Source organism: Xenorhabdus sp. SGI 60 (genome assembly GCF_056632175.1).
On sequence record NZ_CP196860.1, the window covers coordinates 2,452,920 to 2,479,402 of the forward strand.

At 40.5% G+C, this 26,483-nt stretch carries 20 protein-coding genes, 4 tRNA genes and 2 pseudogenes; 10 read left to right on the forward strand and 16 right to left on the reverse strand.

What is annotated here, in order from left to right; genetic code table 11:
- Positions 1 to 578: 578 nt before the first annotated feature.
- The 15 genes and pseudogenes from cheZ to cspE form a co-directional block, all read right to left on the reverse strand.
- Entirely contained in the window at positions 579 to 1,235 is a 657-nt protein-coding gene (cheZ, locus tag ACSJJG_RS11230) for a protein phosphatase CheZ (protein WP_047771147.1), read from the reverse strand.
- Positions 1,236 to 1,244: 9 nt separating this feature from the next.
- Positions 1,245 to 1,634, reverse strand: a complete 390-nt coding sequence (cheY, locus tag ACSJJG_RS11235) for a chemotaxis response regulator CheY (RefSeq protein ID WP_074019627.1) — start codon at positions 1,632 to 1,634, stop codon at positions 1,245 to 1,247.
- An 80-nt stretch (positions 1,635 to 1,714) separates the two neighbouring features.
- The gene (locus tag ACSJJG_RS11240) at positions 1,715 to 2,767 is read right to left on the reverse strand and encodes a protein-glutamate methylesterase/protein-glutamine glutaminase (protein ID WP_481089411.1); all 1,053 of its coding nucleotides are present in this window, start codon (positions 2,765 to 2,767) and stop codon (positions 1,715 to 1,717) included.
- Positions 2,760 to 3,647 carry a protein-glutamate O-methyltransferase CheR gene (gene cheR, locus ACSJJG_RS11245; protein ID WP_481089412.1) on the reverse strand — a complete coding sequence of 296 codons (888 nt, stop codon included), beginning with the start codon at positions 3,645 to 3,647 and terminating at the stop codon, positions 2,760 to 2,762. Before cheR ends, ACSJJG_RS11240 begins: the two co-directional genes overlap by 8 nt.
- A 6-nt stretch (positions 3,648 to 3,653) precedes the next feature.
- On the reverse strand, positions 3,654 to 5,285 hold the full coding sequence (locus tag ACSJJG_RS11250) for a methyl-accepting chemotaxis protein (protein ID WP_481089413.1): 1,632 nt from the start codon (positions 5,283 to 5,285) through the stop codon (positions 3,654 to 3,656).
- A 56-nt stretch (positions 5,286 to 5,341) separates the two neighbouring features.
- Positions 5,342 to 7,045, reverse strand: coding sequence for a methyl-accepting chemotaxis protein (locus ACSJJG_RS11255; RefSeq protein WP_481089414.1), 1,704 nt, complete (start codon positions 7,043 to 7,045; stop codon positions 5,342 to 5,344).
- Between the two features lie 178 nt (positions 7,046 to 7,223).
- Complete coding sequence (gene cheW / locus ACSJJG_RS11260) at positions 7,224 to 7,721, reverse strand: chemotaxis protein CheW (protein ID WP_481089415.1); 498 nt, start codon at positions 7,719 to 7,721, stop codon at positions 7,224 to 7,226.
- A 4-nt stretch (positions 7,722 to 7,725) separates the two neighbouring features.
- The gene (gene cheA / locus ACSJJG_RS11265; protein WP_481089416.1) at positions 7,726 to 9,963 is read right to left on the reverse strand and encodes a chemotaxis protein CheA; all 2,238 of its coding nucleotides are present in this window, start codon (positions 9,961 to 9,963) and stop codon (positions 7,726 to 7,728) included.
- 6 nt (positions 9,964 to 9,969) lie between these two features.
- A complete protein-coding gene (gene motB, locus ACSJJG_RS11270; protein ID WP_481089417.1) occupies positions 9,970 to 10,983 on the reverse strand; it encodes a flagellar motor protein MotB in 1,014 nt (337 codons plus the stop codon).
- 2 nt (positions 10,984 to 10,985) lie between these two features.
- Complete coding sequence (motA, locus tag ACSJJG_RS11275; protein WP_047771156.1) at positions 10,986 to 11,867, reverse strand: flagellar motor stator protein MotA; 882 nt, start codon at positions 11,865 to 11,867, stop codon at positions 10,986 to 10,988.
- A 133-nt stretch (positions 11,868 to 12,000) separates the two neighbouring features.
- On the reverse strand, positions 12,001 to 12,582 hold the full coding sequence (gene flhC, locus ACSJJG_RS11280) for a flagellar transcriptional regulator FlhC (protein WP_193848381.1): 582 nt from the start codon (positions 12,580 to 12,582) through the stop codon (positions 12,001 to 12,003).
- A 2-nt stretch (positions 12,583 to 12,584) separates the two neighbouring features.
- Positions 12,585 to 12,935 (reverse strand): flagellar transcriptional regulator FlhD, encoded by a 351-nt coding sequence (flhD, locus tag ACSJJG_RS11285; RefSeq protein ID WP_481089418.1) that lies wholly within the window; start codon positions 12,933 to 12,935, stop codon positions 12,585 to 12,587.
- A gap of 1,567 nt (positions 12,936 to 14,502) precedes the next feature.
- A pseudogene (mgtA, locus tag ACSJJG_RS11290) lies at positions 14,503 to 17,139 on the reverse strand (magnesium-translocating P-type ATPase).
- 205 nt (positions 17,140 to 17,344) lie between these two features.
- Positions 17,345 to 18,043: an MgtC family protein gene (locus ACSJJG_RS11295; protein WP_481089419.1), complete on the reverse strand. Its 699-nt coding sequence runs from the start codon at positions 18,041 to 18,043 to the stop codon at positions 17,345 to 17,347.
- 816 nt (positions 18,044 to 18,859) lie between these two features.
- Entirely contained in the window at positions 18,860 to 19,072 is a 213-nt protein-coding gene (gene cspE / locus ACSJJG_RS11300) for a transcription antiterminator/RNA stability regulator CspE (protein ID WP_047766586.1), read from the reverse strand.
- A gap of 507 nt (positions 19,073 to 19,579) precedes the next feature.
- Here cspE and ACSJJG_RS11305 point away from each other — a divergent pair.
- From ACSJJG_RS11305 to ACSJJG_RS11345, 9 genes and pseudogenes are all read left to right on the forward strand, one after another.
- Positions 19,580 to 20,089, forward strand: coding sequence for a YlaC family protein (locus tag ACSJJG_RS11305; protein ID WP_481089420.1), 510 nt, complete (start codon positions 19,580 to 19,582; stop codon positions 20,087 to 20,089).
- 140 nt (positions 20,090 to 20,229) lie between these two features.
- Positions 20,230 to 20,305 (forward strand) — tRNA-Asn (locus tag ACSJJG_RS11310).
- Between the two features lie 438 nt (positions 20,306 to 20,743).
- A tRNA-Asn gene (locus ACSJJG_RS11315) sits at positions 20,744 to 20,819 on the forward strand.
- A complete protein-coding gene (locus ACSJJG_RS11320) occupies positions 20,787 to 21,059 on the forward strand; it encodes a hypothetical protein (RefSeq protein WP_481089421.1) in 273 nt (90 codons plus the stop codon). Before ACSJJG_RS11315 ends, ACSJJG_RS11320 begins: the two co-directional genes overlap by 33 nt.
- 23 nt (positions 21,060 to 21,082) lie before the next feature.
- A tRNA-Asn gene (locus ACSJJG_RS11325) sits at positions 21,083 to 21,158 on the forward strand.
- Positions 21,159 to 21,451: 293 nt separating this feature from the next.
- Positions 21,452 to 21,527: transfer RNA gene (locus tag ACSJJG_RS11330), tRNA-Asn, on the forward strand.
- A 231-nt stretch (positions 21,528 to 21,758) separates the two neighbouring features.
- Positions 21,759 to 22,811: a dihydroorotase gene (pyrC, locus tag ACSJJG_RS11335; RefSeq protein WP_481089422.1), complete on the forward strand. Its 1,053-nt coding sequence runs from the start codon at positions 21,759 to 21,761 to the stop codon at positions 22,809 to 22,811.
- Positions 22,812 to 23,046: 235 nt separating this feature from the next.
- Positions 23,047 to 23,301 carry a biofilm formation regulator BssS gene (gene bssS / locus ACSJJG_RS11340; protein WP_099131256.1) on the forward strand — a complete coding sequence of 85 codons (255 nt, stop codon included), beginning with the start codon at positions 23,047 to 23,049 and terminating at the stop codon, positions 23,299 to 23,301.
- A 465-nt stretch (positions 23,302 to 23,766) separates the two neighbouring features.
- Positions 23,767 to 23,963: pseudogene (locus tag ACSJJG_RS11345) on the forward strand (helix-turn-helix transcriptional regulator); the annotation flags it as partial.
- 129 nt (positions 23,964 to 24,092) lie between these two features.
- On the opposite strand, the gene trhO reads toward ACSJJG_RS11345, so the two are convergent.
- On the reverse strand, positions 24,093 to 25,151 hold the full coding sequence (gene trhO, locus ACSJJG_RS11350) for an oxygen-dependent tRNA uridine(34) hydroxylase TrhO (protein WP_481089423.1): 1,059 nt from the start codon (positions 25,149 to 25,151) through the stop codon (positions 24,093 to 24,095).
- A gap of 347 nt (positions 25,152 to 25,498) precedes the next feature.
- On the opposite strand from trhO, the gene ACSJJG_RS11355 reads away from it, so the two are divergent.
- Positions 25,499 to 26,440 (forward strand): Kdo(2)-lipid IV(A) acyltransferase, encoded by a 942-nt coding sequence (locus tag ACSJJG_RS11355; RefSeq protein WP_481089424.1) that lies wholly within the window; start codon positions 25,499 to 25,501, stop codon positions 26,438 to 26,440.
- The last annotated feature ends 43 nt before the right edge of the window (positions 26,441 to 26,483 follow it).

The following is a 26,483-nucleotide window of genomic DNA, read 5'->3' on the forward strand; positions in this document are numbered from 1 at the left end:
CCTATGAGATAAAAAATAAATTAAAAAGTAAAAAAGGGTTAAAATAAAAGTTGTTTGTGGGGGTATAGCTTTCGTGGCCAAGTTAAAAAAAAGAAATATGTAATTTTGGTCTTTTGCTTCTTCTGCTGCTACAACGGCACCAACAACGCACACAGAAAAACACACAAAAAAACAAAAAGATAAATAACTACATTATATCAAAATAGAAGAGGTTCTAGATAAAAATTAACGAAAATTTCTATATCTAGATTTAAAATTAACATATCACCTCATACAAAATTATATAACATTTCGGTACGCTCTTAAAAAATATTATTATTTCTCTCTAGAAATATAATCTTCGCTATTTTATGTATGGCATAGAGAAATTTTTTTTTTTGTTTTTTTTGGTATTTATTTTCTGTCTTTAACAGATGAAAAATTAAATCTATTTACTTTATGAATCTATCTATCAAGCCATTTCCTCTGCATAACCTGAATTAATGCCGTCGGAGCAGGCGTTTGGGCCAGCCATCCGGCTCACCCAAGCGCACCAAAATATAAAGTTCTGTTCGTTGTTAAAACAATGACACTCGTTATCAAAAACCTAAACTATCTAACAAATCATCAACCTGTTCCTGATTGGTAATAACGCCAGCACCATTCTGGTTAACTTGAGGACCGTTAAGAAGACTATCGTTCTCTTTTTTCGCTTTAGCCATCTGGTCAGAAGGCATATTTTCCATTAATACCATGACCAACTGTTTTTCCAGCTCCTGAATGACTTCCATCATCCGTTTAATTACCTGCCCGGTAAGATCCTGAAAGTCTTGCGCCATCATAATCTCAAGCAATTGGGTGTTGGTAAATGAAGTATGATCAGGGACGAGATTCAGATAGTTTCTCGTGTCCGTTACCAGTGAGCGGGCATCGGGCAGCGCTAAATTTTTCGGATTTGCAAACCATTCATCCCAACGTTGGCTCAAGGCTTTTGCAGACGATTCCAATTCGTTCTGACGAGGCTGTGCGACTTCAACACAGTTCAACACCCTTTCAGCCGCTTGTGCTGTCATTTGGACAACGTAATTTAATCGCTCTCTCGCATCTGGGATCGCCTCAGCCGCCTGAGCGATAGTTTGATCCAATCCCAGCTCACGTAAACTATCGCGCAGCATTCTGGTTAACTGCCCAATCCGGCTGATTATCTCACTGGTTGAAATCGCCTCACTTCTCGGCATGACTGGATTTTCACTCATTTTGTCTCCTTAGAGTCCCAATTTTTCAAATATTTTATTGAGTTTCTCTTCCAAGATTGCCGCAGTAAACGGTTTCACAACATAACCGCTAGCGCCGGCTTGTGCTGCTGCAATAATGTTCTCTTTTTTTGCCTCCGCCGTTACCATCAGGACAGGTAAAGCTGCCAGTTTTTCTTCACTGCGAATCGTTTTCAACAACTCAAGGCCATCAATATTTGGCATGTTCCAGTCAGAAATCACAAAATCAAATTCGGCAGTGCGGAGTTTAGTCAACGCTTCTGCCCCATCCTGTGCTTCATCTACATTGTTGAACCCCAACTCTTTCAGTAGATTACGCACAATTCGACGCATAGTTGAAAAGTCATCGACGACCAAAAATCTCAGATCCTTACTTGCCATAAAAACTCCTTGGAATTTCACTTATCCAGCAGCACAGCGCTGCAAAAATTAACATCAAATACAACTACCAAATACAACGACTAAATACGAACTGATTGCCCCGCACTGATTTTGGCCAGCATCGTTTTACTGATTTTTTGCAAATCCATGACTTCATCCACCGCCCCTAACTGGATCGCGGCACGTGGCATGCCAAATACGACACAACTTTTTTCGCTTTGTGCCAATGTGTAAGCCCCTGCCTGCTTCATTTCCAGCAGGCCCGCAGCACCATCATTACCCATGCCAGTTAAAATAACGCCTACCGCATTGCGCCCGGCATACTTAGCAACGGAACGAAAGAGAACATCAACAGAAGGACGATGGCGATTAACTGGCTGGGCATGAGTTATCATGATTTGATAATTGGCACCACTACGGCAAAGTTCCATATGACGATCGCCAGGCGCAATGTAGGCATGTCCTGGCAAGACACGTTCTCCATCCTCAGCTTCTTTTACTGTGATCTGACTCAGTTTATTCAGTCTTTGTGCAAAAGAACGGGTAAAGCCCGGGGGCATATGTTGAGTAATTAATAAAGCCGGACTGGTGATCGGCAGGGGTTGCAGCAGGTTTTTGATTGCTTCTGTTCCTCCTGTCGATGCCCCTACTGCAATGAGTTTTTCACTGGATAATAGTGGTTTGAAATTCAGTGGTACGGTACTTACAGATATCGGTTCTACAGGACTGATTTTAGCCTGGGCTGCGGCACGGATTTTTTCGGCAATCAGTTCGCTATAAGCTAACATACCGTCACGGATACCCAACCGTGGCTTAGTCACAAAGTCCACAGCCCCCAGTTCCAGTGCCTTTAATGTAATTTCCGAACCTTTTGCAGTCAGAGAAGAAACCATCACAACAGGCATAGGACGTAACCGCATTAATTTTTCCAAAAAATCAATGCCATCCATACGTGGCATTTCAACATCCAGTGTTAATACCTGCGGATTGTGCTTTTTGATTAAATCGCGGGCAACGAATGGATCCGGTGCACAATCCACAACTTCCATATCAGGGTGACTATTGATAATTTCCCGCATGATTTGACGCATTAACGCCGAATCATCCACACAAAGAACAGTTATTTTATTCATGACCCCTCCTTGCCCGATTGACACCATAAACGGTATGTCCTTGCAAGTAGAACTCTCGGCTGATTTGAGTGACGTTTTCGGAATGCCCTGCAAAGAGCAAACCATCCGGTTTTAAGAAAGTGACAAAACGGCGCAAGATCCTTTCCTGTGTCTTTTTGTCAAAATAAATCATGACATTACGGCAGAATATCGCATCAAACTTACCTTCGAGTGCCCAATCAGAATCGAGCAGGTTCAAATGCTGAAAGCTCACCATTTCAGCCAATAAAGGACGAACCCGTGCATATCCTTCAAAGCGTCCAACCCCTTTGAAAAAATATTTTTTCTTTTGGCTTTCACTCAAATACTGTAATTCTTCCAGTCGATAAATACCCTGCCTGGCTTTTTCCAGCACACTGGTATCAATATCGCTGCCAATAATTTTTATCCGATTTGACCGATGCCCCAGCGCATCACACAAGGTCATTGCAATAGAATATGGCTCCTCCCCCGTTGAAGCGGCAGCACTCCAAACACGGTATGTTCCGCCATTTTTCCCGCTGGCATGAGCTGCCAGAATAGGAAAATGATGAACTTCCCTGAAAAATGCAGTGAGATTGGTGGTCAATGCATTAATAAAAGATTCCCATTCTTTACTGTGACTATCTTGTTCCAGAATTGACAGATATTGACCAAAATCATTAAGTCCTAATAGACGAAGCCGCCTGACTAAACGGTTGTATACCATCTCACGTTTACTTTTTGCCAGTACTATGCCAGCCCTTTGATAGATAAACTGGCAGATGCGCTCAAATTGCGCATCCGACAAAGCATGTCGCTGAAGCATAAAGTTCAGCGGGGCAGTAGCTTCAATATCTGAAGCTATTGAATTGGCTTTCATCTGACCTCAGCGTAGTTGATTTACAACATGCTCATCAGTCATGTTTGATGTAGCGGTCGCTTGATGATCGTACTCATCTTCCAAATTGTCGGGCAGTTCAAATTGCGCAACAGTTTTTACCAACATGTCCGCCTTGTCTTCCAGGGCAGCAGCGGCAGCGGCAGACTGTTCCACCAATGCAGCATTTTGCTGTGTGACTTGATCCATCTGACTAACGGCTTGAGCAACTTGATGAATGCCACGGCTCTGTTCATCAGAGGCAGCAGCAATTTCAGCCATTAAATCAGTCACCTGGTTCACCGACCTAACCAGTTCATCCATCGTTTCTCCCGCATTATTCACCAATTCTGAACCCTGGTTAACACGATGGACAGATTCATCAATTAACGTTTTGATTTCTTTCGCAGCTTCGGCACTACGTTGTGCCAAGTCACGTACTTCACCGGCAACGACAGAGAATCCGCGTCCCTGTTCGCCGGCACGTGCCGCTTCAACGGCAGCATTCAGAGCCAAGATATTGGTCTGGAAAGCAATGCCATCAATAACACTGATAATGGCGCTGATTTTCTTCGAACTTTTGGCAATTTCATCCATAGTTGCCACGACACTTGTGGTCAACTCACCACCTTTTGAAGCAGTCTGAGAAGCAGATATTGCCAGTTCGCTGGCTTGACGCGCATTTTCTGCGTTCTGTTTCACGGTAACAGTCAACTCTTCCATACTGGCAGCCGTTTCTTCTAGTGATGCGGCCTGTTGCTCTGTACGTGAAGATAAGTCCGTATTACCCTGAGTGATCTCTTGAATACCAGAATACATCTGGTTGGTATTCTCACGCACGGCAGCAATGGATTTGACTAATGATGCCTGCATGTCACGCAGCTTGCGGAAAATATCACCAATTTCATCATCGGTGAACACGGAAATTTCCTTATCCAAACGCCCTTCCGCTACATCCTGGAAGCAAGTTCTCATATTCGAAAACGGTCTGAGCAGGTTACGTTTCATCCACCAATTAGCGGCGATTGAAACAACAAATACCATCAAGATGGCGCCAAAAAACATGGCAATGGATACTTTGTAGTAAAATTTTCCCTCAGAAACTGCTGAGTTAATGTTAGCGCCGAGAAACTGCATATAGTTGTTAAATGCAATTTCCATCTTACGCTGGTAATCTTCTGTAGGTTGATCAAGGAAGGCCTGAAAATTACCTTCATACAGATAAGTTTTTAGCTCTTTTAATGCGTTGATATATTCTTGATAAGAATGTTCAACCGCAGTTAATAAAGCGGCACCATGATCAGTTTGTTCCATCCGAGGTAGTGAACTGAATTTGGCAAAATTCCGGTCTGCGTCATTCATTGAACCTTTGAGTAACGCCTCCATTGTCTCTATTTGCGTTTGTGGCTGCCCCACTCTCTGGGCTATTGCGATTTTGTTCAAAGTATTACGCGTTTGCAACAATGCCGACCAACTCAATCCAAGGGTATCTCTCCGTTGAGTGCCCAGATCAATTCTTTCGATATATGTCTGGTCTGTATAAATTATTCCCAGAGACAAACCACTCGAAATAATTTGCATAACACAAAACATCATCAGTAACAGATATAAACTGGTTGATATGCGAAGCTTGCCTAACATGTAATCACCTCGTTTAACGGCTGCATAATGCAGCCGTGGTTATCGCTATTATTTTTTTAGAATGTTTCCCAATTAGATGGGTCTTCCACATTGCTGTCTTTCTTCAGCATGGGAAGATTTGTCTTATTAGCTGGAGGAGTCGACGATTTTGGCGCCGATAAAACTTCATGTTTTCTTTTCTCAGGCTGCTTCCTTTCTGCCTGCTCCGGTAACTGGAACATCGCAACTGCTCTGGTCAATATCCTGGCTTGCTCTTCCAATGCTGCGGCAGCAGCAGCGGATTGCTCAACCAATGACGCATTTTGCTGTGTAACTCTGTCCATTTCGGAAATAGCGACACCGACTTGTGTGATCCCCCTACTTTGTTCATCAGAAGCCGATGCAATTTCTCCCATAATGTCAGTCACACGGGTAACAGAATCGACAATTTTGTTCATGGTTTCGCCCGCACTTTCTACCTGTATAGAACCGGTATCTGTGCGATTTACCGAGTCTTCGATTAACGCTTTGATCTCTTTAGCCGCTTCTGCACTGCGCTGTGCCAGATTGCGCACTTCACCAGCAACCACGGCAAAACCACGGCCATGTTCACCGGCACGGGCAGCTTCCACGGCAGCGTTAAGGGCGAGAATATTGGTTTGGAAAGCAATGGCATCAATGACGCCAGTGATATCAGAGATCTTGCGAGAACTGTCCGCAATTTCATGCATGGTCTGAACGACATTGGCCACCACTTTACCGCCCTGACGGGCGATTTCAGAGGCGTTGTCAGCCAAGTTACTGGCTTGACGGGCATTATCAGCATTCTGTTTTACTGTCGCAGTCAACTGTTCCATACTGGCAGCCGTTTCTTCTAACGAAGCCACTTGCTGTTCAGTACGGGAAGAAAGATCGTTGTTGCCCGCGGCAATTTCGCTGGTGCCGGTATAAATGGTTTCGGTACTTTGATGAACACTTCTGACCGTATTGATCAGTTCTTCCTGCATGTGTCTCAAGCCAACGGCTAACATGCCCATTTCATTATTGCCAGTTACCGTGATCGCCTGAGTCAAGTCCCCTCTTGAGAAGGCCTTGATATTATCCAGCAGCTTGTGTAGCGGATCGATCAATGCCTTACGTAAGCCAATCCAGCTTATTCCCATGACTACAACCAGCAGCGCCATCACAAAGATCAACGAAGCAACAACATTGCTGTAAGTTTGGTCAGCTTCTTCTGCCACCTGGTCATAAAATATTGTGCTTTGGGAAAGATAAAAGTTAAATTCCACATTAAACGCGTTCTGATAATCTGTCGTTTTATGGAGAAAAAACGCTTCAAACTTGTCATGCGCTAGCATGTTGTCTAACTCTTTCAGCGCATTAAGATAGTCATTGTGAGTCTGTTTTAGACGTTGAAGATGTTCTGGATCATAAAAAGACAATTTTTCAGTCTGTTCATATTTTTCGAAGAGCCGTTCAGCACGGGCAATATTAGCCTTGGCTTCTGCCAAAGCGTCATCCATTTTATAACTACCTTCAACACCGCGATTTTTCATCATGTACATGATGCCAACACGGTTAAGGTTATTGCGGGCTTGCAGCAGGTTAACCCAGCTCTCATCTAAATAGATTTGCTGCTCTCGCATTTTATCTATTAAATCAAAGGCTTTTATATCATTCTTCAACCCTTTGAAGAACAGTCCCCCGGAGATAAGTTGCAAAGCACCAAACAATATGATGACTGAGATTAATCCCGTCACTATTTTCATTCGGTTAAACATAACTTCCCTTTTTTACTAAATTTCTATGCCGATTTTTAGAATTACAGATAGTTATCGGCACACTTAAAGGGAACTTTACGTATAATTCTAAAAATTGATTTTTTACGGTATTTTTTTGATCTAAAACAAAGGGGCTGCTGTTTTTTATTGCAGTAGCCCCAAAACATCAATCTTTACATCAACTTTTGGCGACTGAATCAACCAATGCCATTTCTTCACTATTGAGAAGCTTTTCGATATCAACCAGAATCAGCATCCGTTCATCAATAGAACCCAGCCCCGTCAGATACTCTGTTGATAAAGTGACCGCAAATTCTGGCGCAGGACAAATTTGATCTTCTTTCAGGGACAGCACGTCAGACACACCATCAACCACAATCCCAACAACACGGTTAAGCAAATTCAGGACAATCACAACAGTGTTGTCGTTATAGGTGACATCTTCCTGTGAGAATTTGATCCTCAAATCGAGGATAGGAACGATCACCCCACGCAGGTTAGTGATCCCCTTTATAAAAGCAGGTGTATTTGCAATGCGGGTAACCTGGTCATAGCCGCGAATTTCCTGCACCTTTAATATCTCAATTCCATACTCTTCATCACCCAAGGTGAAAACCAGATATTCCTTTCCGGTCGTTTCCCCCGATAATTTATTAAATTCTTCTATGGCCGACATGATGTTACCTTTTAGTGTGAAACGTTTTGCGCTGTGCCAATTGTTCGTGATTAAGTTTTTGCAAAGCAGGAATATCGATGATAAGCGCAACGCTACCATCCCCCATAATGGTGGCCGCCGAAATACCCGGTACTTTGCGGTAATTGCTCTCAATATTTTTAACAACAACTTGATGTTGCCCCACCAGTTTATCCACCAGCAAGGCATAACGACGTCCGGCACTCTGCACAATAACAGCAATGCCTTTCGTTGGATCAGAAATTCCATTAGGGATATCGAATATCCGATACAGTTCAAGCAGAGGTAAATATTCCCCACGTACCAGCAATAGTTTTTCATCACCCGCCAATGGATAAATATCTTCCTCTTGTGGTTGCAATGAACTCACTACAGCACTCAGTGGCAGGATGAAAACTTCCTCATTGACTCTGACCGACATGCCATCCAGTATCGCTAATGTCAGTGGTAGCAAAATGCGAATGACAGTTCCCTTTCCTGACTGGAAGTTAATCTGAATTTGCCCGCCCATATCCTGAATATTGCGTTTGACCACATCCATGCCAACACCACGACCAGAAACATCAGTGACTACTTCTGCGGTAGAGAAGCCGGGAGCAAAAATCAGCATAGCCACTTCTTCGTTGCTCATATTTTCACTGACGCTTAAGCCCTGAGATTGTGCTTTTGCTAAGATCTTTTCACGGTTCAGACCCGCACCATCATCAATAACTTCAATACAGATATTTCCACCTTGATGTTCAGCCGCCAGAGTCAAATTACCCGTTTCAGGTTTACCCGCTGCAAGACGTTTTTCCGGGCTTTCAATGCCATGATCAAGACTGTTTCGTACCAGGTGGGTGAGAGGATCGATAATCCGTTCAATTAAACTCTTATCCAGTTCTGTCGAACTGCCAATGAGTGTCAATTCCACTTTTTTATTGAGTTTTCCAGCCAAATCCCGCACCAAACGCGGATAACGGCTAAAAACGTATTCCATCGGCATCATGCGAATTGACATGACAGATTCTTGCAAGTCACGGGAATTTCGCTGTAATTGGGCCATACAACTCAACAATTCACTGTGTTTGGTCGGTTCCAGACCGTTACAATGTTGGGCAAGCATAGATTGGGTAATAACCAATTCACCCACTAAATTGATAAGCTGATCAACTTTTTCTACGGCAACACGAATACTGGATGATTCGGCACGTTGGCGTGGCGATCCCGCTGCCGGGCGTGGCGCCGGACGCCCAACTTCACGTACATCTGTTTTTTTCGGAGCATCAGCCGGCTGTGGATTATTTGTAATTGTCGTATTTGTTGTTGTGGGAGTCTCTTTTACTGTATTGCTGTCTGTTGTACTATTTTCTGCCGCAGTTTTTACCGTATCCGTTTTTACTATGGCATCTACAGCATCACCTTTTACGACTGCTGCATCTTGTTTTGTTTCAATGTCCGCGCCTTCAGACTGAAACTCATTTGTTGGTAAAAAAGTGATTTGCTCAGGCTCAATCACAAAACACAATACAGCCGTAATATCATCTTCTGTCGCAGATGTGATCAATGAGGCTTCAAGGCTATTGGTAGTCTGTTCTATATCATAAATCTCACCAAGATGCCTCAATTCATCCTTCATTAAACTGACTTCGCGTTCTTTCAATCCAGATAAATGAACACGGATCTGTCCATGATTGGGTTTGTCTGCTGAAGTATGCCTCTCTTCTGGCTGATTTTCTTCGGACTGAACCGATGCTACTGCCTGTTTTTCCTCAATTTCATTTACAACGTTTTCCGTGACAAGTTCAGACTGAATCTCAGGTGTTGCTGCAAAAAATTCTTTTTCCTGCTGCCCTTGCTGTAGTTCTAATGCAAGCTGACGCAGTGTCTCGCAGATATAATTGAATGTGTCTTCATCCGGCTCCTGAGAACTTTTATAGGCATCCAATTGTTGCTGCATAATATCTTTCGCTTCTAAAAACAGGTTGATAATGTCAGTGGTCAAACGTATTTCATCACGTCTGGCGCTATCGAGCAGATTTTCCAAAACATGCGTGGTCTGTTGCAGCTTGGTAAAACCAAAAGTCGCAGCGCCCCCCTTAATGGAGTGGGCGCTGCGAAATATTGCATTTAACTGCTCATGATCAGGCTCATCGGCATCGAGTAGCAATAAGTGCTGCTCCATATCAGCCAATAGTTCATCTGCTTCATCAAAGAAAGTTTGATAAAACGCGGTAATATCCATCGTTACTTACTCTGTCATCTTATTATCATTCAGCGGTTCAGCCGATGGCTGTTCCGATTTTGTGATTTCATGTTTTATGATCACATGGGATTGTTCGGTGGGTTGCTGAGCAGCCGCTCCCTCATTTGAATCCATTCTGATGACTTCTTGCATATCCATACTATTGTTAGCGGTCATGGCGTTACCGCCACTGTTTTCCTGCTCAATCCTTTTTTCTGCATCTTTATTGAGTACAATAATGCTGATACGACGGTTAACTGGCGCATTAGGATCGATATCTTTCTGCATACTAACAGTCGATGCCATACCCACAACTCGCAGAACTTTGGCTCCATCCAGACCACCTATCAGCAATTCACGCCTTGATGCATTGGCGCGATCGGAAGAAAGCTCCCAGTTACTGTAACCCCGCAAACCGTTAGCATACTGTAAATTATCGGTATGACCAGAAAGACTGATTTTGTTTGGAATATCGTTCAAGATCGGCGCAATTGCCCGTAAGATATCACTCATGTAACTTTCGACTTTCGAACTGCCAATCATGAACATCGGGCGATTTTCTCGATCGATAATCTGAATACGTAAACCTTCATCCATCATGTCAATCAATAGATGAGGACGCAGCTCTTTAAGGCGAGGATCGGTAATAATCAATTGATCAAGTTGCTGGCGTAATCGATTTAAGCGACGAGTTTCTTCTTTAGCTTCAACTATATTAGATTGACGGAAAACGTCCCCATCTTGTTGGAAGATATCATCCCCTCCCCCGGGGATCGGGTTGGTGCTATCGCTGCTTTTCTGTCCCTGATTAATCGCTACCTTTAAAGGAGTACGGAAATACTCAGCAATGCTGGTTAATTCCTGCGGACTGGCTATCGATATCAACCACATAACCAGAAAGAATGCCATCATTGCCGTCATAAAATCAGCATAAGCAATCTTCCATGATCCACCGACATGGTTCGCATCATGTTTTTTACGCTGCTTTATTCTGATGACGGAAACATTATTCGCTCTCATAATTATTCTTCAACTTCTTGTTGTACAGGGGATTTAACCCGACGAACATGTTCTTCCAGTTCTGTGAATGAAGGACGATCTGTGAGGAATAACGTTTTACGACCGAATTCAACTGCAATTTGTGGTGCATAACCATGCAAACTGGAAAGCAGTGTCACCTTGATGCATTGCATCATTTTGACCTGCTCACTGCTGCGTTGACGAAGGAGTGTTGCCAGAGGAGAAACGAAACCATAAGACAATAAAATCCCAAGGAATGTTCCCACCATCGCATGTGCGATCAACGCGCCCAATTCTCCTGCCGGACGATCCGCTGCTCCCAGTGCGTGAACAACACCCATGACGGCCGCGACAATTCCGAATGCAGGCAGCGAATCTCCGACTAATGCCAAACTGGTCGCAGGTACTTCACTTTCTTGTTCATAAGTCTCAATTTCTTCATCCATCAAGGCTTCAATTTCATGAGGATTCATGTTACCGCTGATAATCAGGCGCATATAATCAGTAATAAAATCCATCAAATACTGATCTTTTAACAAACGAGGATACTGGGTGAAAATGTCGCTTTGGTGTGGATTTTCAATATCTCGCTCCAAAGCCAGCAGCCCATTCTGGCGAGATTTGGACAACAGACGAAACTGCAATGCCATAAGGTCCATATACATCGCCTTGTTGTATTTTGATCTGCGTAATATTTTTGGTAAAACACGCAGTGTTGCCTTTATCGCCTTACCATTATTGCCCACAATAAAAGCGCCAATTCCAGCACCTGCAATAATCAAAAATTCCGCTGGCTGATAAAGTGCGCCCATGTGACCACCGACAAGTAGGTAGCCACCAATTACCGCACCAAAAACCACGATATATCCTAAAAGTACTAACACGCGATATCCTTTAGCTAAGTTGGTGAGCAGATGGGATCTGAACAGAGAGAATCGATAAATGAAGAGAGTGTGACGACAGGTTACAGCGTTTATAATCAAACCTGTAACCTGAATTTTACTTTCCCATTTAAATTCACACAGCTTGCTGAGCAAATCCATCCAGCAGTTGTGAATTAGTATCGGCAGGTTGAGAGGAAAGTTTACGTTTTTTTACTGCCCGTGAAGGGGGCTGACAAAGACTACAAACAAAGCTATTTACCGGCTGGTGAGCGTGTGTGATAAAAGTTCCACCACAGCAGCGACATTGTGTTGGCTGTAACATCCCGCTGTCAACAAAACGAACCAATGTCCAAGCTCTGGTTAATGCCAGAACAGGCCCTTCTTCACTCGCCGGAGGACATTGCTCAAGATATAAACGATAAGCTTTGACAACAGCCTCGACGCCTTCACAATGTCCACTTTTCAACAGAAAACGGTAAGCATTGTAGAACATTGACGAATGAATATTCTGTTCCCAAGTCATAAACCAATCCGTCGAAAAGGGGAGCATCCCTTTGGGCGGAGGGCTTCCCCGCAACTCTTTATACAACCGGATCAATCGGCCTCTACTTAGTTGTGTTTCACTTTCAAGCATTTGCAATCGCGCGCCTAAAGTGATGAGTTCCATTGCCAGCTGAATATCTTTCGCTTCCTGAACAATACTTTTTTCAACCATCTTTACGCTCTTTTCTTGATTGAGGTGTCATCCTGGGCGGATAACTGCTGAAAAAGATGAGTAGACAGTAAGATACCTGTATGAATTTGTTGCAGATCGTCCACCCGCGATTCTTTCGTTAACTGCTGTACGGTTTCGTGGTCTTCAAACCGAAAATGGCAAATCAGTTGGTTTGTTTCAGCTAATTTTACTAACTGAGGCAATGTCAGTTCGGACAACGTATCAGCCATCGATTCACTAATACCTAAACGGAACATCGCAGATGCTTTCTCATGGTTAATTAGCCGTTGTGCCAAAAGCAAATACGATAAATTTATGTCATAAATATGTTTGAGCAATTCAACCGTACTCATTTCTATATATCCCGTCCGATTACATGAAAAAATCAAATTAAGTGATCAAAGAATCACTCACGACAAAATTACCAGTAGCATGAGATTCAATAATCTCCGACATAACTGAAATATACATCTTTAGCCAGAGCAGTAACTGTCCTTTGTATTACTCTTGGGATCGCCCAATTTCTAAAATATTTCGGTAATGGGTTGTAAAAGTATTATTGCGTCATCTGGGTAATGCACTTGCCACAATTGATTAAGAATATTCTTAATGCTAATTAACTTTACTCCTGAATCATCAACTTATACAACGGAGAATATATGTCATTTTAAATACTATGTGATCTTGATCACAAAACTGGTGCTTTTTATTATGATTCTAGCTCATTAACTATTCAAGAAAAAAAAACGAGAAATAGTCTACAATTAATAAGTTAAATTATTTAAATAAAAATATTAGAGAGCGTTTTTGGTTTTATACGATCTATTAAACTTATAAATCCAAAATAACGATAAAAAATCTTCCCTTTAGTTAAATTAACAATATTCTAATAAAATTTGCTTCTTGATAATGCAGGTAGGCACTCATCTTCCACTATAACTTGATTTAGATCATAGTCATGCCAAATTTATTAATTAAATGTGAATACTAGTTATTAAAAAGCTATCAGTATGATCATTTTTAGTTTATGGTCGTACCATTTTCAAACAGAAGAAAAAATGCACACTCTCTCACTTTTAGCACAAACATCACACAGATCACAAAAATAAGATAAAATACAGTATGATATTGAAATAAAAAAACATCTGTATCTTCACCCCCTGTAAACTCAACTAGCAAAGCTTCGCTAATTAAACAAAATTCAATTCCCTCTGCAATCTATCAAGGATATTTTTTACCATCATAATCAATAAATTTTTCTAAACCAAATAAATACATATACCGCCTGCTTGTGACATAAATTTAACCAAGAGTCCCTTGTTGATTATTCCCCCTCTTTAGCCAGCTCATACGCCAAAATAATAATAAAAATTAATCAATAATTTTCACATCCACAGCGCAAATGATAAGAATGATAAATGTTTTATAAGGATTTTCAACGCGGGCAAATCAGCAGTTAAATTCTCAAACAAGGTAGCTTATTGACCAAAAATTAATTTGCTTAAATAACAAAAAATATAAATATAAAATAATCCCCAAATGCAAATTTGGCAACAGCATATTATCACATAAAACCTAATTAAAAGACGAATAAAGAATTAGAATAAACATAAATAAAACCAGATGTAAAAACAGATATAAAAAGGTAATTTTTCCTATTTAACTTTGGAAATAAATAGTAATAGATAGATTAATTTGGCGTTTCAAATAAAAAAAATAACAGGTAAATGTAACGCTATTTTTTCCTTAAATTCATTTGTGTTGTGATAGGCAGTTCGTTTTTAAAGAATAACATCAAGACCTATTCTAAATACCTGTAAAAAGTTCGTCATGATGAGAGTCATAATGTCATATATTCCGTATGAATTATTTCCTTAACCCACACAGAATAAGATCTTATTTAATGAGAATTATTTACAACTATCCACCAAATCGATGAATGTAAAACCACTTCATCATTTGAGCAATGATACAGTAGCTTATTAATGTCCCAATTAACCATGGAAAATATTCCCACGGTAGTGGTTGTAACCCAATTAGGTTACCAAATGCGGAGAATGGAATGTAAACACCAAGTACCATTATTATTAGTGTCGTTAATAAAACAGGGAGCGCTGCCGTACTTTGCACAAAAGGAATTTTTTGTGTGCGCAACATATGTACAACCAAGGTCTGTGATAGCAATCCTTCCACAAACCACCCCGATTGAAATAATGTTTGATGTTCTATACTGTTAGCTGCAAATACATACCACATCACAGCGTAAGTCGTGATGTCGAAGATAGATGACGTAAGACCAATCCAGAGCATAAAACGCCCTATATTCTTTGTATCCCATTTACGATGGTTTTTTCAGAAACTCCTTATCCATTTTGTCCCACGGCAAAGACAGTTGAGAAATATCGTACATTAGGTTTTGTACAAGCAAATGAATGGCTAACATCGGTAAAAATGGAATAAATGCACTGGCAACTAATACAGAAAATACATTTCCAAAATTTGAACCAGCCGTCATATTTAAATACTTGATAATATTCCCAAACGTTTCTCTTCCCTTAATTACTCCCTCTTCTAAAACCATCAAATTCTTCTCAAGCAGGATGATATCTGCTGATTCTTTTGCGATATCAGTCCCTGTATCAACTGAAATTCCAACATCGGCATCCCGTAATGCTAGCGCATCATTTATTCCATCACCAAGAAAACCAACAGTATGCCCATTATTTTGCAATGATTTTAAAATGCGTGATTTTTGCAGAGGGGTTAACTTACAAAAGACTGACCTTAACTCCACTTCTTTTGAAAGGTTTTCATCACTCATGAGTTCAATATCAGGGCCAATAAGAATATTTCCAGAATCTAAATCCACATCTCGGCAAATTTTAGCCGTAACAACAGGATTATCTCCGGTAAGCACCTTAATCGAAACACCATTTTCCCTTAATGCCGCAATTGCCATTGCCGCACTTTCTTTTGGTGGATCTAAAAATGTTAATAAACCTTGTAGCACCATCTCCTGTTCATCTGCAACAGAAAGAGGGTGTTTCACTTTATCGTGACTTAACTCCCGAGTCGCTAAGATTAACACTCTGAAACCTTGTTCGTTATAACTGCTAACTAATTCCATTACATTGTTGCGGCTTTCTTCAGTTAGAGAAATAATTTTCTCTTTTATCCTTATATAGGAGCAAACTGATAGCATTTCCTCTGCGGCGCCTTTGCAAACTAATTGATAATTATTAGACAAATTCTGTATAGAAATTGACAATCTGCGTCTAACAAAATCAAAAGGTAACTCATCAATTTTTCTGTAGCTGCGGAGGAAATCAAAGTCTGAATTATCGCATCCATACCTAACAATGGCTTGATCCATTACGTTTTTGGTGCCACTTTGATGAAAACTGTTTAACCAAGCCCAGTGGAGTACAGAAGCATCTTCCTTGCCTTCTGTATCTAAATAGTGCTGGAGAATAATTTTATCTTGCGTTAGCGTTCCTGTCTTGTCCGTACATAATATGTCCATTGCACCAAAGTTCTGGATTGCATTGAGTCGTTTGACAATGACCTTTTTCTTTGACATAGCAATAGCCCCTTTCGCCAAATTGGAATTGACAATCATGGGCAGCATTTCAGGTGTTAAACCTACAGCAACCGCCAGTGTAAACAACGCCGCATCAAGCCAATCTCCTTTTGTTAATCCATTGATTAACAATACAATCGGCACCATAACCAACATAAAACGGATCAATAGCCAGCTAACACTATTAACACCGTAATCAAATGCGGTTTGTGCTCGTGTTCCTACGATAGCTTTTGCCAATGAACCAAAGTAAGTTTGCTTTCCTGTCGCTACAACCACCGCAGTCGCAGTACCACTGGTTACATTGGTTCCCATTAAGCTGACATTAAAAAATTCAAGTAACGCTGTTTCAGATACATTATCAGGACGAGCTGTCTTGGCTCTCACATGAGCCATCGTGTCATATTTTTCGACAGGGATCGCTTCCCCCGTCAAAATTGCCTGGCTGATAAATAAACAATATCTCCCGGAACCAGATGCCTGGTTGGAATTTCTTTTTTCTGTGATTTAGTATTATCCGAAGGGCGTCTCAAAACGGTTGCTGTTGTATTCACCATCGATGTCAAGGCTTCCGATGCCTTATTTGTTCGATATTCCTGCTAAAACCGAAGTAATCCACTTAATGTAACCATTATTAGAATAATAATGACACCCGTAAGCTCTGTTTCTTCTCCGTTGAGTGAGGGCAACAAATATTCAGTACAAAAACTGATAGCAGTTAATAATAGCAATACATAGATAAATGGATTGTGGAAAGCGGTAATAAGTTGTATCAAGGCACGAGGTGTTTTTTCATGTGCAACTTCATTAATACCATACTGTCCTAAACGTTCTACGGCATCATCATCAGTTAAACCCAATGTACTGCCGTTGAGATCAGTAAGAATATGTTCAAGGCTTTGATTAGCTCGTTTCGCGACGATAAATGCTTTTTCCTTGAAAAAATTGGCGGGTTTATTGGTGTATTTCTCAGTCATAACGCTTTCTCTATATTCAATTTACAATAGCTATCATTCCTTTTCGCAAGGGATAATTTCCATATAAAGCTTTTATGCGTTGCCTATCTGAGAAACAAAATGACTTACTCCATAGGCAACATCTCATTTAGTGTAGGGGGAGGGGCATCGTCCATATTGACTCCTTATTGATATAATATTATGGAATTAAAAATAAAAAAATATTCTAAGCTGGCAATTCAGCCGCAATTTTCCAATTAACTGAAGTGACGCTTTTCTCCAAACTTACTCGACAAACAATCGATTCGATTTCTTTTTGCTCCGCAGGTGTTGCTAATATTTCCGCACAAACCTCAAGCCTGTCAGGCTGAATAGCATCCGCACTGCTCAATGACTGCAATCTGACATCTAAGCCATTGAGGGCTTGTAAAATCAAAGTTCTTACCAGAATTTCATCATTTATGTCGCAAATAATATGGATCTTATAACGCTGTTCTAAATCTAAAGCGTGCTGGTGAGGCTGAGTATTAATTCGTTGTGCGATCTCCCGCAATAAAATGTTCGCACAGAGAATAATTGCTGTAGCAATCCCAGCTGCCCAGTATAGCCCCATACCACATAACTCCCCTATTCCCGCTGAACACCATAATGTCGCTGCTGTATTTAAACCACGAATGCTCATTCCCTGACGCATAATCACACCAGCACCAAGAAAACCAACTCCAGAGATAATTTGTGCAGCAATACGATCAGGATTTCCCTCAGAAGCGTTCATTGCAGTAACCATGAAAAGTGCAGCACCTGTTGATACCAAAGCGTTGGTTCTTAATCCCGCCATACGTTGACGCCATTGGCGTTCGGCCCCAATCAAAGCCCCAAAACACAGCGCAGATAATAAGTGCATTGCAATAGATGTTAACAACATGGCATTCTCCATAACATCAAATGGATAAAAATACTCTAAGTCTCTCAAGTTGTTGATTGTGAACTTGATTGATTAGTGCAAACTTGAAACCTGTTAGGTGCAGAAAATCATGTACATAAAGGCTGGCTCATTTAATTTTATTTGCTGAGCTTTTTATTGGTTGAGTTTTTTAATTCGTTTAAAACTAATACGCAAAAAATAGCCTGAAGAGATCATCTCTTCATCGTACATAGAATATTCTGACAACAAGTCTTTAATCGATTATTCGAATGTTCCCGGAGGGAATAAGGAGTGAATATATGACCACATCATGTATACCCCGATATACCTTCAGTTAATACCTTACTAAGAATTCCAACTCAGTAGATCCTTAATATCGGATGATTTTTCTTCAGGTGGGTACAACTCATGAAGTTAAAGTAGCACCGCCCACCATTCACAGGTAAGCAGCAAATCGAAAGGATATGAACAACTTACCAGATTATTTTTTATTTAACCAAAAACTTTGACTGTCCAATTAATTGTTCTCCAATAGGATTTTCGGGGGAGTATAAACAGTTAAAATTAACAAGTAAAGGCCTTAAACAAGCAGATTGTTCTACAAGACAGAAATGGCTTCTTGTTTTTCCCCCAAGTTACTTTCATTATGTGATTTTTTATCAACTAAACAAATAAACCGCGGAAATTTTAGGATTGAACATATAAAATGAGATTCGTGAAATAAATTTTATGGTATAGAAAACACAGGTGCAGGAAAACAAAAAGCCCGCCACGGCATTTGCACTGGCGAGCTTAAATAAGGCATAAAGGCAGAAATTAGATAGCAGTCACGTTTGCTGCTGCTGGGCCTTTGGCACCATTTTCAATGGTGAATTCTACGTTCTGGCCTTCTGTTAAGGTTTTGAAACCGTTACCTTGAATGGCAGAGAAATGTACGAATACGTCTTTGCTACCATCAGCTGGAGTGATGAAACCAAAGCCTTTAGATTCGTTGAACCACTTCACTTGACCTTTCATTTTGTCAGACATTTGACTTTCCTATATATCAAAAAAAACTCGCCACCTCGGGCATGTGTTGGCCAGTATCAGCTATTACTTATGGAGGCACTAAGAAGGAAACGGTCAACAAAGGCTACCAGAGGGATAGCACTTACACATAACGCATTAACTCAATATGTCGTACATAAAGTAGGTCTGTTAATCAGGCCAAACGCATTAACGCATGACCGCACACGAATATCAACCTTTTTATGTATTATCGTTTTAAAAAAAACTCAGGCGCTCAATATTAGAACAGAATAATATAATAAACAGGTTTTTTTATAATTTTATTTGATTTATTCAACTTTTTCTTAGCAAGAAAAATACAAGATATTGCTTACCAACAATAACAATTTGCCAAATAAATTAAAGCAATTGCTATACAGATATCGGTTCAGGACATGCTAACCTTGAAAATGCCATAACTTTCAATTCGATCACGATTTTTACAGCATTTTTTACGACACAATTTCTACAAATGAGTGGGTTAGTATTATGAAAATCATAAAACAGATATTGATTCAGGATCTTGAGCGGATCAATCTTAAAGAGCATCGTGATGGTAAAGTACATTTCAACAGCATTTTTATTCGCCATCATCCCTACTTGTGTCTGGCGATGGTCATTGCCTATGCTTTTCTTGCTGTGCTCATGTGGTACGCACCCTATTTCGGCATCTGGTCTCTTTTTGCATTTACTCTAGCCTTTATTGCTATGGCAGGCGTTTTGCTGTTTGATATCAAGCCAGTCTATCATTTCGAAGATATTGACGTACTTGATTTACGGGTATGCTATAACGGTGAATGGTTTGTCAACGAGCAAGTTTCTAAGAAAGCGATCAATAAGATACTTACTCATCCCCAAGTGCCAAATATAATCAAAGATGACATCAAATATATCATGCAGAAGAAACAGGGGGTTTGTTTTTATGATGTGTTTATGCTCGCTTGTTCGGAACAATCACCCTATGCTCAATCTATTAACATGGTTAATAAAAGTGCATAAATCTAATAGATTCAATAAAATAGTACAATGATAAACCAAGAAGTTCATATGATGAGCAAACAGTAAGAAAAAAGAATTTTTGCGTTGACACTATTCCAGTTCATCGCTAACATTCGCCCCGTTCTCAAGAACAACCCGATTCCTCCATAGTTCAGTCGGTAGAACGGCGGACTGTTAATCCGTATGTCGCTGGTTCGAGTCCAGCTGGAGGAGCCAGATTCAAATATCTCGCTAGACAAGTCGGCGTGATGTTAAGGTTGAGAAAAGTAACTTAGCCTAAGCCTTTTCAAGCGGCTTCCCAATCGGGGAGCCGTTTTTTTTACCCTGCCGTCTGCACTTGTTGCCAGCATCTATTAAAAACCAATCCAGCACATATCTACTTTGTAATATCTTGTATTTTCTACTTAGAATTCAATAAAACAGAGATAAAAGCAACGAATATAAAGTAAGTTGAATTTTTCCAAGATAAACAAAAAACAATAAAGATATTAAAATCAATAAAAACTCAAATTATTAGATATTTTTTAAGCAAAAAACAGCAAAAAAAGCCATTTTGGCGAAAAACAAATCAATTGGTTTTATTTTTAATTTTTTTACTTTACAACATTAAACCATTCACTGTATTATCCGCTCCGTTCTCAGGAACAACTCAATTCCTCCATAGTTCAGTCGGTAGAACGGCGGACTGTTAATCCGTATGTCGCTGGTTCGAGTCCAGCTGGAGGAGCCAAATTTCTGGAAATCCCGATTAGCTTTGCTGGTCGGGATTTTTACTTTTGAGCACACTGTTATCCATCCCCTTTTATCTCCATCTCTTTATTTCCCGTTTCTTCTCTCAAATAGCCTTGCCGACGTGATTACCTATGCTAAAAACACCAAAAGATCAAAAACAGCCCAACAAGCGCATATTACGAGCAATCAAACACTTATTGTTATTTTCTGCTTTGACAAACGCAAAAAATGCCGTTAATATTCGCCCCGTCTTGAAGGAGTTCCTCCATAGTTCAGTCGGTAGAACGGCGGACTGTTAATCCGTATGTCACTGGTTCGAGTCCAGTTGGAGGAGCCAAATATTTTGAAGAACCTGATTAGTTAAACTAATCAGGTTTTTTGCTTTCTGGTCTCCTGTTTTTTATCCTTCTTCTCTTTAGTATCTCCATTTTTCAGGGATCCTTCTTCTTGTTTTCCTCTTCGGTTACTTACTCCTATGCCCCATTTCTGCTCCCGATTTACTATCACCCGTCAGTTTTAGTCAAAAAACACACATAACGCACAGATTCTCAGCAATCAAACAGTTGTTACTATTTTCTGCTTTGACAAACGCAAAAAATGCCGTTAATATTCGCCCCGTCTTGAAGGAGTTCCTCCATAGTTCAGTCGGTAGAACGGCGGACTGTTAATCCGTATGTCGCTGGTTCGAGTCCAGCTGGAGGAGCCAAATTCAATTCACCCTCGTGTTGTTACTTCTATTTTTTCCTTTTTTGATATGATAATTTCCTCTACGTACCCTCATCCCGAATAAACTTAAAATTCTAATTTTTCAAAATTTAGAGAATATTATCATTCAATAATAGCTATTTAGCTATTTTCACTTTATCATTCTCCTCCGGCTTAAGGATTGCTGAATCAGCATCCATCATTTTTCACTTATTATTCTGGAGCCGGTTCCATGACCACTAAATCATATACAATTAAAATCCGCCGCCCTGACGACTGGCATGTTCATTTTCGTGATGGTGATATGCTAAAAACCATTGTACCCCATACCAGCCGTTTTTTTGGCCGAGCTATCGTCATGCCAAACCTCGTCCCTCCAGTGACAGATGTTGCCAGCGCCAAAGCCTATAAAGAGAGAATAATTGCAGCAACACCGTCAGATCATCATTTCCAACCTCTTATGACTTGTTATCTGACAGATTCAACAGACAGCAATCAAATTGAGGTTGGCCATAAAGAAGGCATCTTTACCGCCTGCAAACTTTACCCCGCCAACGCAACAACAAATTCTAGCCATGGTGTTTCCGATATCAAAAAGATTTACCCATTATTGGAAACCATGGAAAAAATAGGTATGCCATTGCTGATCCACGGGGAAGTTACCGCTTCTCATATTGATATTTTTGACCGTGAAGCGCGCTTTATCGAACAGGTAATGGAACCATTACGTCAGCAATTTCCTGAATTAAAAATTGTTTTCGAGCATATTACAACCAAAGAAGCCGCAGAATATGTTCTAGAAGGCAACGATAAATTAGGCGCGACATTGACACCACAGCACTTAATGTTCAATCGCAACCATATGCTGGTTGGTGGTATTCGTCCTCACCTTTACTGCTTGCCTGTACTAAAACGCAACATTCATCAAGAAGCCCTCCGAGCAGCAGTTGCCAGTGGTTGTAACCGCTTTTTCTTAGGCACGGATTCCGCTCCTCATGTACTGCACCGCAAAGAATCTTCTTGTGGCTGTGCGGGCGTTTTCAATGCTCCAACCGCCCTGGCGGCTTATGCTACTGTTTTTGAAGAAATGGGTGCAATGGAATATTTTGAGTCCTTCTGCTCCCTGAATGGCCCTGCATTTTACGGTTTGCCAGCTAATGATGGCTTTATCGAACTCACCCGCAAACCAACCCCCGTTGTTGAATACATTGAGTGTGGTGACGAAAAGTTAATTCCATTCCTTGCAGGGGAAGATGCAAGATGGGATGTAAGGGTATGTGAGTAACTTTAGCACGCTCTTTCGTGCGGAAATTGTTCTTTATTTCCGCACAATTCTGTGCCTGATAAAAAGCAGAAATAACTCATCATGGTTCTTCTCAGTGCTGATGCAAAAAATCCTGCTTTTTTCACTTCTTAGATTGCCAAAAAGGTTTATACTGCTAAAGGCTTGTCTTAGACGAGGCCTTCTGCTCTTAGTCAATTATATCAATAATGATTCTGTAGTCTGATTAGGAGGTTATATGGGAAAAGAAAATGAAATAATTCAAACACATCCTGTTGTAGGCTGGGATATCAGCATTGTCGATGCCTATGACGCCATGATGATACGCCTTCATTACTCATCCACCCAAGATCAAACAACAGAAAATGTCAGTGTTGACAAAACGTTATGGTTAACAACAGGCGTAGCCAAACAGCTTATCCTCATTTTACAAGCCGGGATTGAAAAAATAGAATCCTCAGAATACAGCCAACTTGATCATATTAAACATTAACAATAACTAAATTTAACACCTCCAACACATTGGGACACTCAATATATTGAGTGTCCCAAATGAACAACTGAACACATATCAACCAATAAAATTATCCATATGGTTTATTATCCTTCAAATATTGTCTTATACGCCCGTGTTCACCCGCCTAATGTTTAGCTATTAAACTGATTATTTAAATATAACCACAGCAGAACAAGGATGTTCAAGTAATGAAACTGTTAGTCATTGATGAATGCTATTATACACGTCTGGGAATTATTGAACCCCTAAAAGAAAATACAGATATCCTCTCTTTAGACACTGCATCAATACGTGATACCATAAATATTTCACCCTCCTTCTATCTAGTTGAAAAATAATAATTTTATACTATCAAAGAAAGATCTACTGATATTATTTGAACACCTAAAAGAAATGGCATCATATGATATTCAATGTTATTTCTCTAATTTTAATACTCATGGTTCTATTTTTAGTCATCAGGAAGATCGTATCATCTATTATTGGATGTTAGAAATGGATACTCATAAAATTGCCAAAAAATTAAAAATTAGCATTAGTACAGTTTATTCCCATAAGAGGCATATTATAAAAAAATAGGCGTATCCAACAAAATAGAGTTACTTTTTATTTACAATATCTTCAAGTATTTTTGTTAGCTTTTTGAAAAACCTATTTTAGTATAAAATTCCCATTCACATAACAAATTAAATTATGTGAATGGGATAAGTAAGCACAGAGAATAAAGCTACAATTTGAAAGGGTGGGAACAACGACTTAAAGTACGACTATTTAATAGATTGCAGTGATGTAATATTCAAACCATCATTTAATCGATAGCGGGACTTATTAAAAATCTTAGCGCCATTCTCTCTTCCTGCACGACGGGTACGCTGCTCTTCTTCTGGTAGTTTCATCTCTTCACGGCAAGCATCGCTGCAACAGCCTTCGAAACGTGCTGCACAAGATGGGCACTGGATAAATAACAAATGGCAACCATCGTTCTTACAGTTGGTATGGCTATCACACGTCGCTCCGCATTGGTGACAGTGAGCAATAACATCTTCAGTAATACGCTCACCCATACGCTCATCAAAGACAAAGTTCTTACCAACAAAACGCACTGGCAATTCTTGTTCTTTCGCTTTGCGGGCATACTCAATAATGCCACCTTCTACGTGGTAAACTTTGCTAAAACCGTTATGCAACATATAAGCACTTGCTTTTTCGCAACGAATTCCGCCAGTACAGTACATAACAATATTTTTATCTTTATTATCCTTCAGCATTTCTACAGCCATTGGCAGCTGTTCACGAAACGTATCTGATGGAACTTCAATCGCGTTTTCGAAATGCCCAACTTCATATTCGTAATGGTTACGCATATCGACAAAGACGGTATCAGGATCATCCAGCATTTGGTTAACCTGCTCCGCTTTCAGATATTCGCCTGTTTTAGATGAATCAAAAGTTTCATCTTCAATACCATCTGCAACAACGCGCTCACGCACTTTCATGCGCAGGACCCAGAATGATTTACCATCATCTTCTAAGGCAATGTTAAGACGCAGATTATATAATACCGGATCGGTTTCATCCAATAATGCCTTCAACGCATCGACATTCTTGGAAGGCACACTAATTTGTGCATTGATACCTTCTTTGGCGATATAAACCCGCCCAAAGACAGATAACTCGGTAAACTTTTGATACAGGCTATCGCGAAAAGTCTGTGGTGCGGAAATGGTGAAATATTTATAAAAAGAGATAGTAGTGCGCGGCTCAATTTCAGCCAACATGCGCTCTTTCAACTCTTTATTAGAAATACGGTTATGTAACACTGGCATGGTGTACTTTCCTGAATTTCGATTAAAAAATGAAAACTTCAATGGTCGTTCCATTGATGGCGGGATATCATAACGAAAATGGCCGTTAGCGGATAGTGATTTATGCTTTTCCATCACGCCGATACAATGAGATGGTGGCTACGATGATCAGAGGCAGCAAAACCTTGCCAGACAGTAAATCTGGCAAACGAGTTATTACCAGATTCAATATTTAGTGCCGCAAAATTTCGATATTCCACTAAAAAATGTCACAATACACCAATACGATTTTTAGAGTCTATCTTAGGCATCTATAATTCAGACAAATTGAAACCGATTCAAAATAACAAATAACATACAGAAAACACATGATACAAGCACCTCCTTTTTGTCGTTCGCTTTTACATCCCCGTTACTGGCTGACTTGGCTAGGTATTGGCATACTTTATTTACTGGTTTTGCTACCTTATCCAGCGATTTATTGGATGGGAACCCGGCTTGGACGACTTTCACTACGTTTCTTAAAAAAACGAGCCAACGTTGCAGAGCGCAATCTGGCACTCTGTTTCCCTGATATGCCAGCAGAGAAACGACAGGAATGGCTAGTCAGAAATTTCGAATCTGTTGGCATGGGCCTGTTTGAGACAGGAATGGCCTGGTTTTGGCCTGACTGGCGCATCAAGCGTTGGTTCAAGGTCACCGGAAAGGAGCATATCCAACAAGTGCAATCCACAGGACAGGGGATTATTGTCATTGGTATCCATTTTTTAACACTGGAATTGGGAGCACGTATTTTTGGTATGCTGAACCCAGGTATTGGTGTTTATCGTCCAAATGACAATTTTGTCATGGATTGGCTACAAACTTGGGGGCGTCTCCGTTCCAATAAATACATGCTGGACAGAAAAGATGTTAAGGGCATGATCCGATGCCTAAAAAATGGTGAAATTGTCTGGTACGCCCCTGATCACGATTATGGCCCCCGTAACAGTGTATTTGCCCCATTATTCGCTGTTGAACACGCTGCAACTACGACCGGAACCTCCATTCTTGTCCGTTTGGCCAAACCTGCGCTAATCCCTTTTACTCCGCGAAGGTTACCCAATGGAAAGGGTTATGAGTTAATTATTCAGCCCGCGATAGAAAATTTTCCTCTGCAAGATGAAACAGAAGCAGCAACATTCATGAATAAGGTGATCGAAAAGGAAATTATGCAGGCACCCGATCAATATATGTGGTTGCATCGCCGTTTCAAAACTCGCCCTAAAGGTATGCCATCTTTGTATGGTGACAACGATAATATTCACTGATAAACATCATCTGGCTGTTATTTCCTAAGTAACAGCCAATATC

What these genes read in the sequence shown, in the direction of transcription:
- cheZ (WP_047771147.1), bottom strand. Translation starts at nt 1,235, where the DNA reads ATGAGTGAAAATCCAGTCATGCCGAGAAGTGAGGCGATTTCAACCAGT.
- cheY (WP_074019627.1), bottom strand. Translation starts at nt 1,634, where the DNA reads ATGGCAAGTAAGGATCTGAGATTTTTGGTCGTCGATGACTTTTCAACT.
- ACSJJG_RS11240 (WP_481089411.1), bottom strand. Translation starts at nt 2,767, where the DNA reads ATGAATAAAATAACTGTTCTTTGTGTGGATGATTCGGCGTTAATGCGT.
- cheR (WP_481089412.1), bottom strand. Translation starts at nt 3,647, where the DNA reads ATGAAAGCCAATTCAATAGCTTCAGATATTGAAGCTACTGCCCCGCTG.
- ACSJJG_RS11250 (WP_481089413.1), bottom strand. Translation starts at nt 5,285, where the DNA reads ATGTTAGGCAAGCTTCGCATATCAACCAGTTTATATCTGTTACTGATG.
- ACSJJG_RS11255 (WP_481089414.1), bottom strand. Translation starts at nt 7,045, where the DNA reads ATGTTTAACCGAATGAAAATAGTGACGGGATTAATCTCAGTCATCATA.
- cheW (WP_481089415.1), bottom strand. Translation starts at nt 7,721, where the DNA reads ATGTCGGCCATAGAAGAATTTAATAAATTATCGGGGGAAACGACCGGA.
- cheA (WP_481089416.1), bottom strand. Translation starts at nt 9,963, where the DNA reads ATGGATATTACCGCGTTTTATCAAACTTTCTTTGATGAAGCAGATGAA.
- motB (WP_481089417.1), bottom strand. Translation starts at nt 10,983, where the DNA reads ATGAGAGCGAATAATGTTTCCGTCATCAGAATAAAGCAGCGTAAAAAA.
- flhC (WP_193848381.1), bottom strand. Translation starts at nt 12,582, where the DNA reads ATGGTTGAAAAAAGTATTGTTCAGGAAGCGAAAGATATTCAGCTGGCA.
- flhD (WP_481089418.1), bottom strand. Translation starts at nt 12,935, where the DNA reads ATGAGTACGGTTGAATTGCTCAAACATATTTATGACATAAATTTATCG.
- ACSJJG_RS11295 (WP_481089419.1), bottom strand. Translation starts at nt 18,043, where the DNA reads ATGTTGTTAACATCTATTGCAATGCACTTATTATCTGCGCTGTGTTTT.
- cspE (WP_047766586.1), bottom strand. Translation starts at nt 19,072, where the DNA reads ATGTCTGACAAAATGAAAGGTCAAGTGAAGTGGTTCAACGAATCTAAA.
- ACSJJG_RS11305 (WP_481089420.1), top strand. Translation starts at nt 19,580, where the DNA reads ATGAAAATCATAAAACAGATATTGATTCAGGATCTTGAGCGGATCAAT.
- ACSJJG_RS11320 (WP_481089421.1), top strand. Translation starts at nt 20,787, where the DNA reads ATGTCGCTGGTTCGAGTCCAGCTGGAGGAGCCAAATTTCTGGAAATCC.
- pyrC (WP_481089422.1), top strand. Translation starts at nt 21,759, where the DNA reads ATGACCACTAAATCATATACAATTAAAATCCGCCGCCCTGACGACTGG.
- bssS (WP_099131256.1), top strand. Translation starts at nt 23,047, where the DNA reads ATGGGAAAAGAAAATGAAATAATTCAAACACATCCTGTTGTAGGCTGG.
- trhO (WP_481089423.1), bottom strand. Translation starts at nt 25,151, where the DNA reads ATGCCAGTGTTACATAACCGTATTTCTAATAAAGAGTTGAAAGAGCGC.
- ACSJJG_RS11355 (WP_481089424.1), top strand. Translation starts at nt 25,499, where the DNA reads ATGATACAAGCACCTCCTTTTTGTCGTTCGCTTTTACATCCCCGTTAC.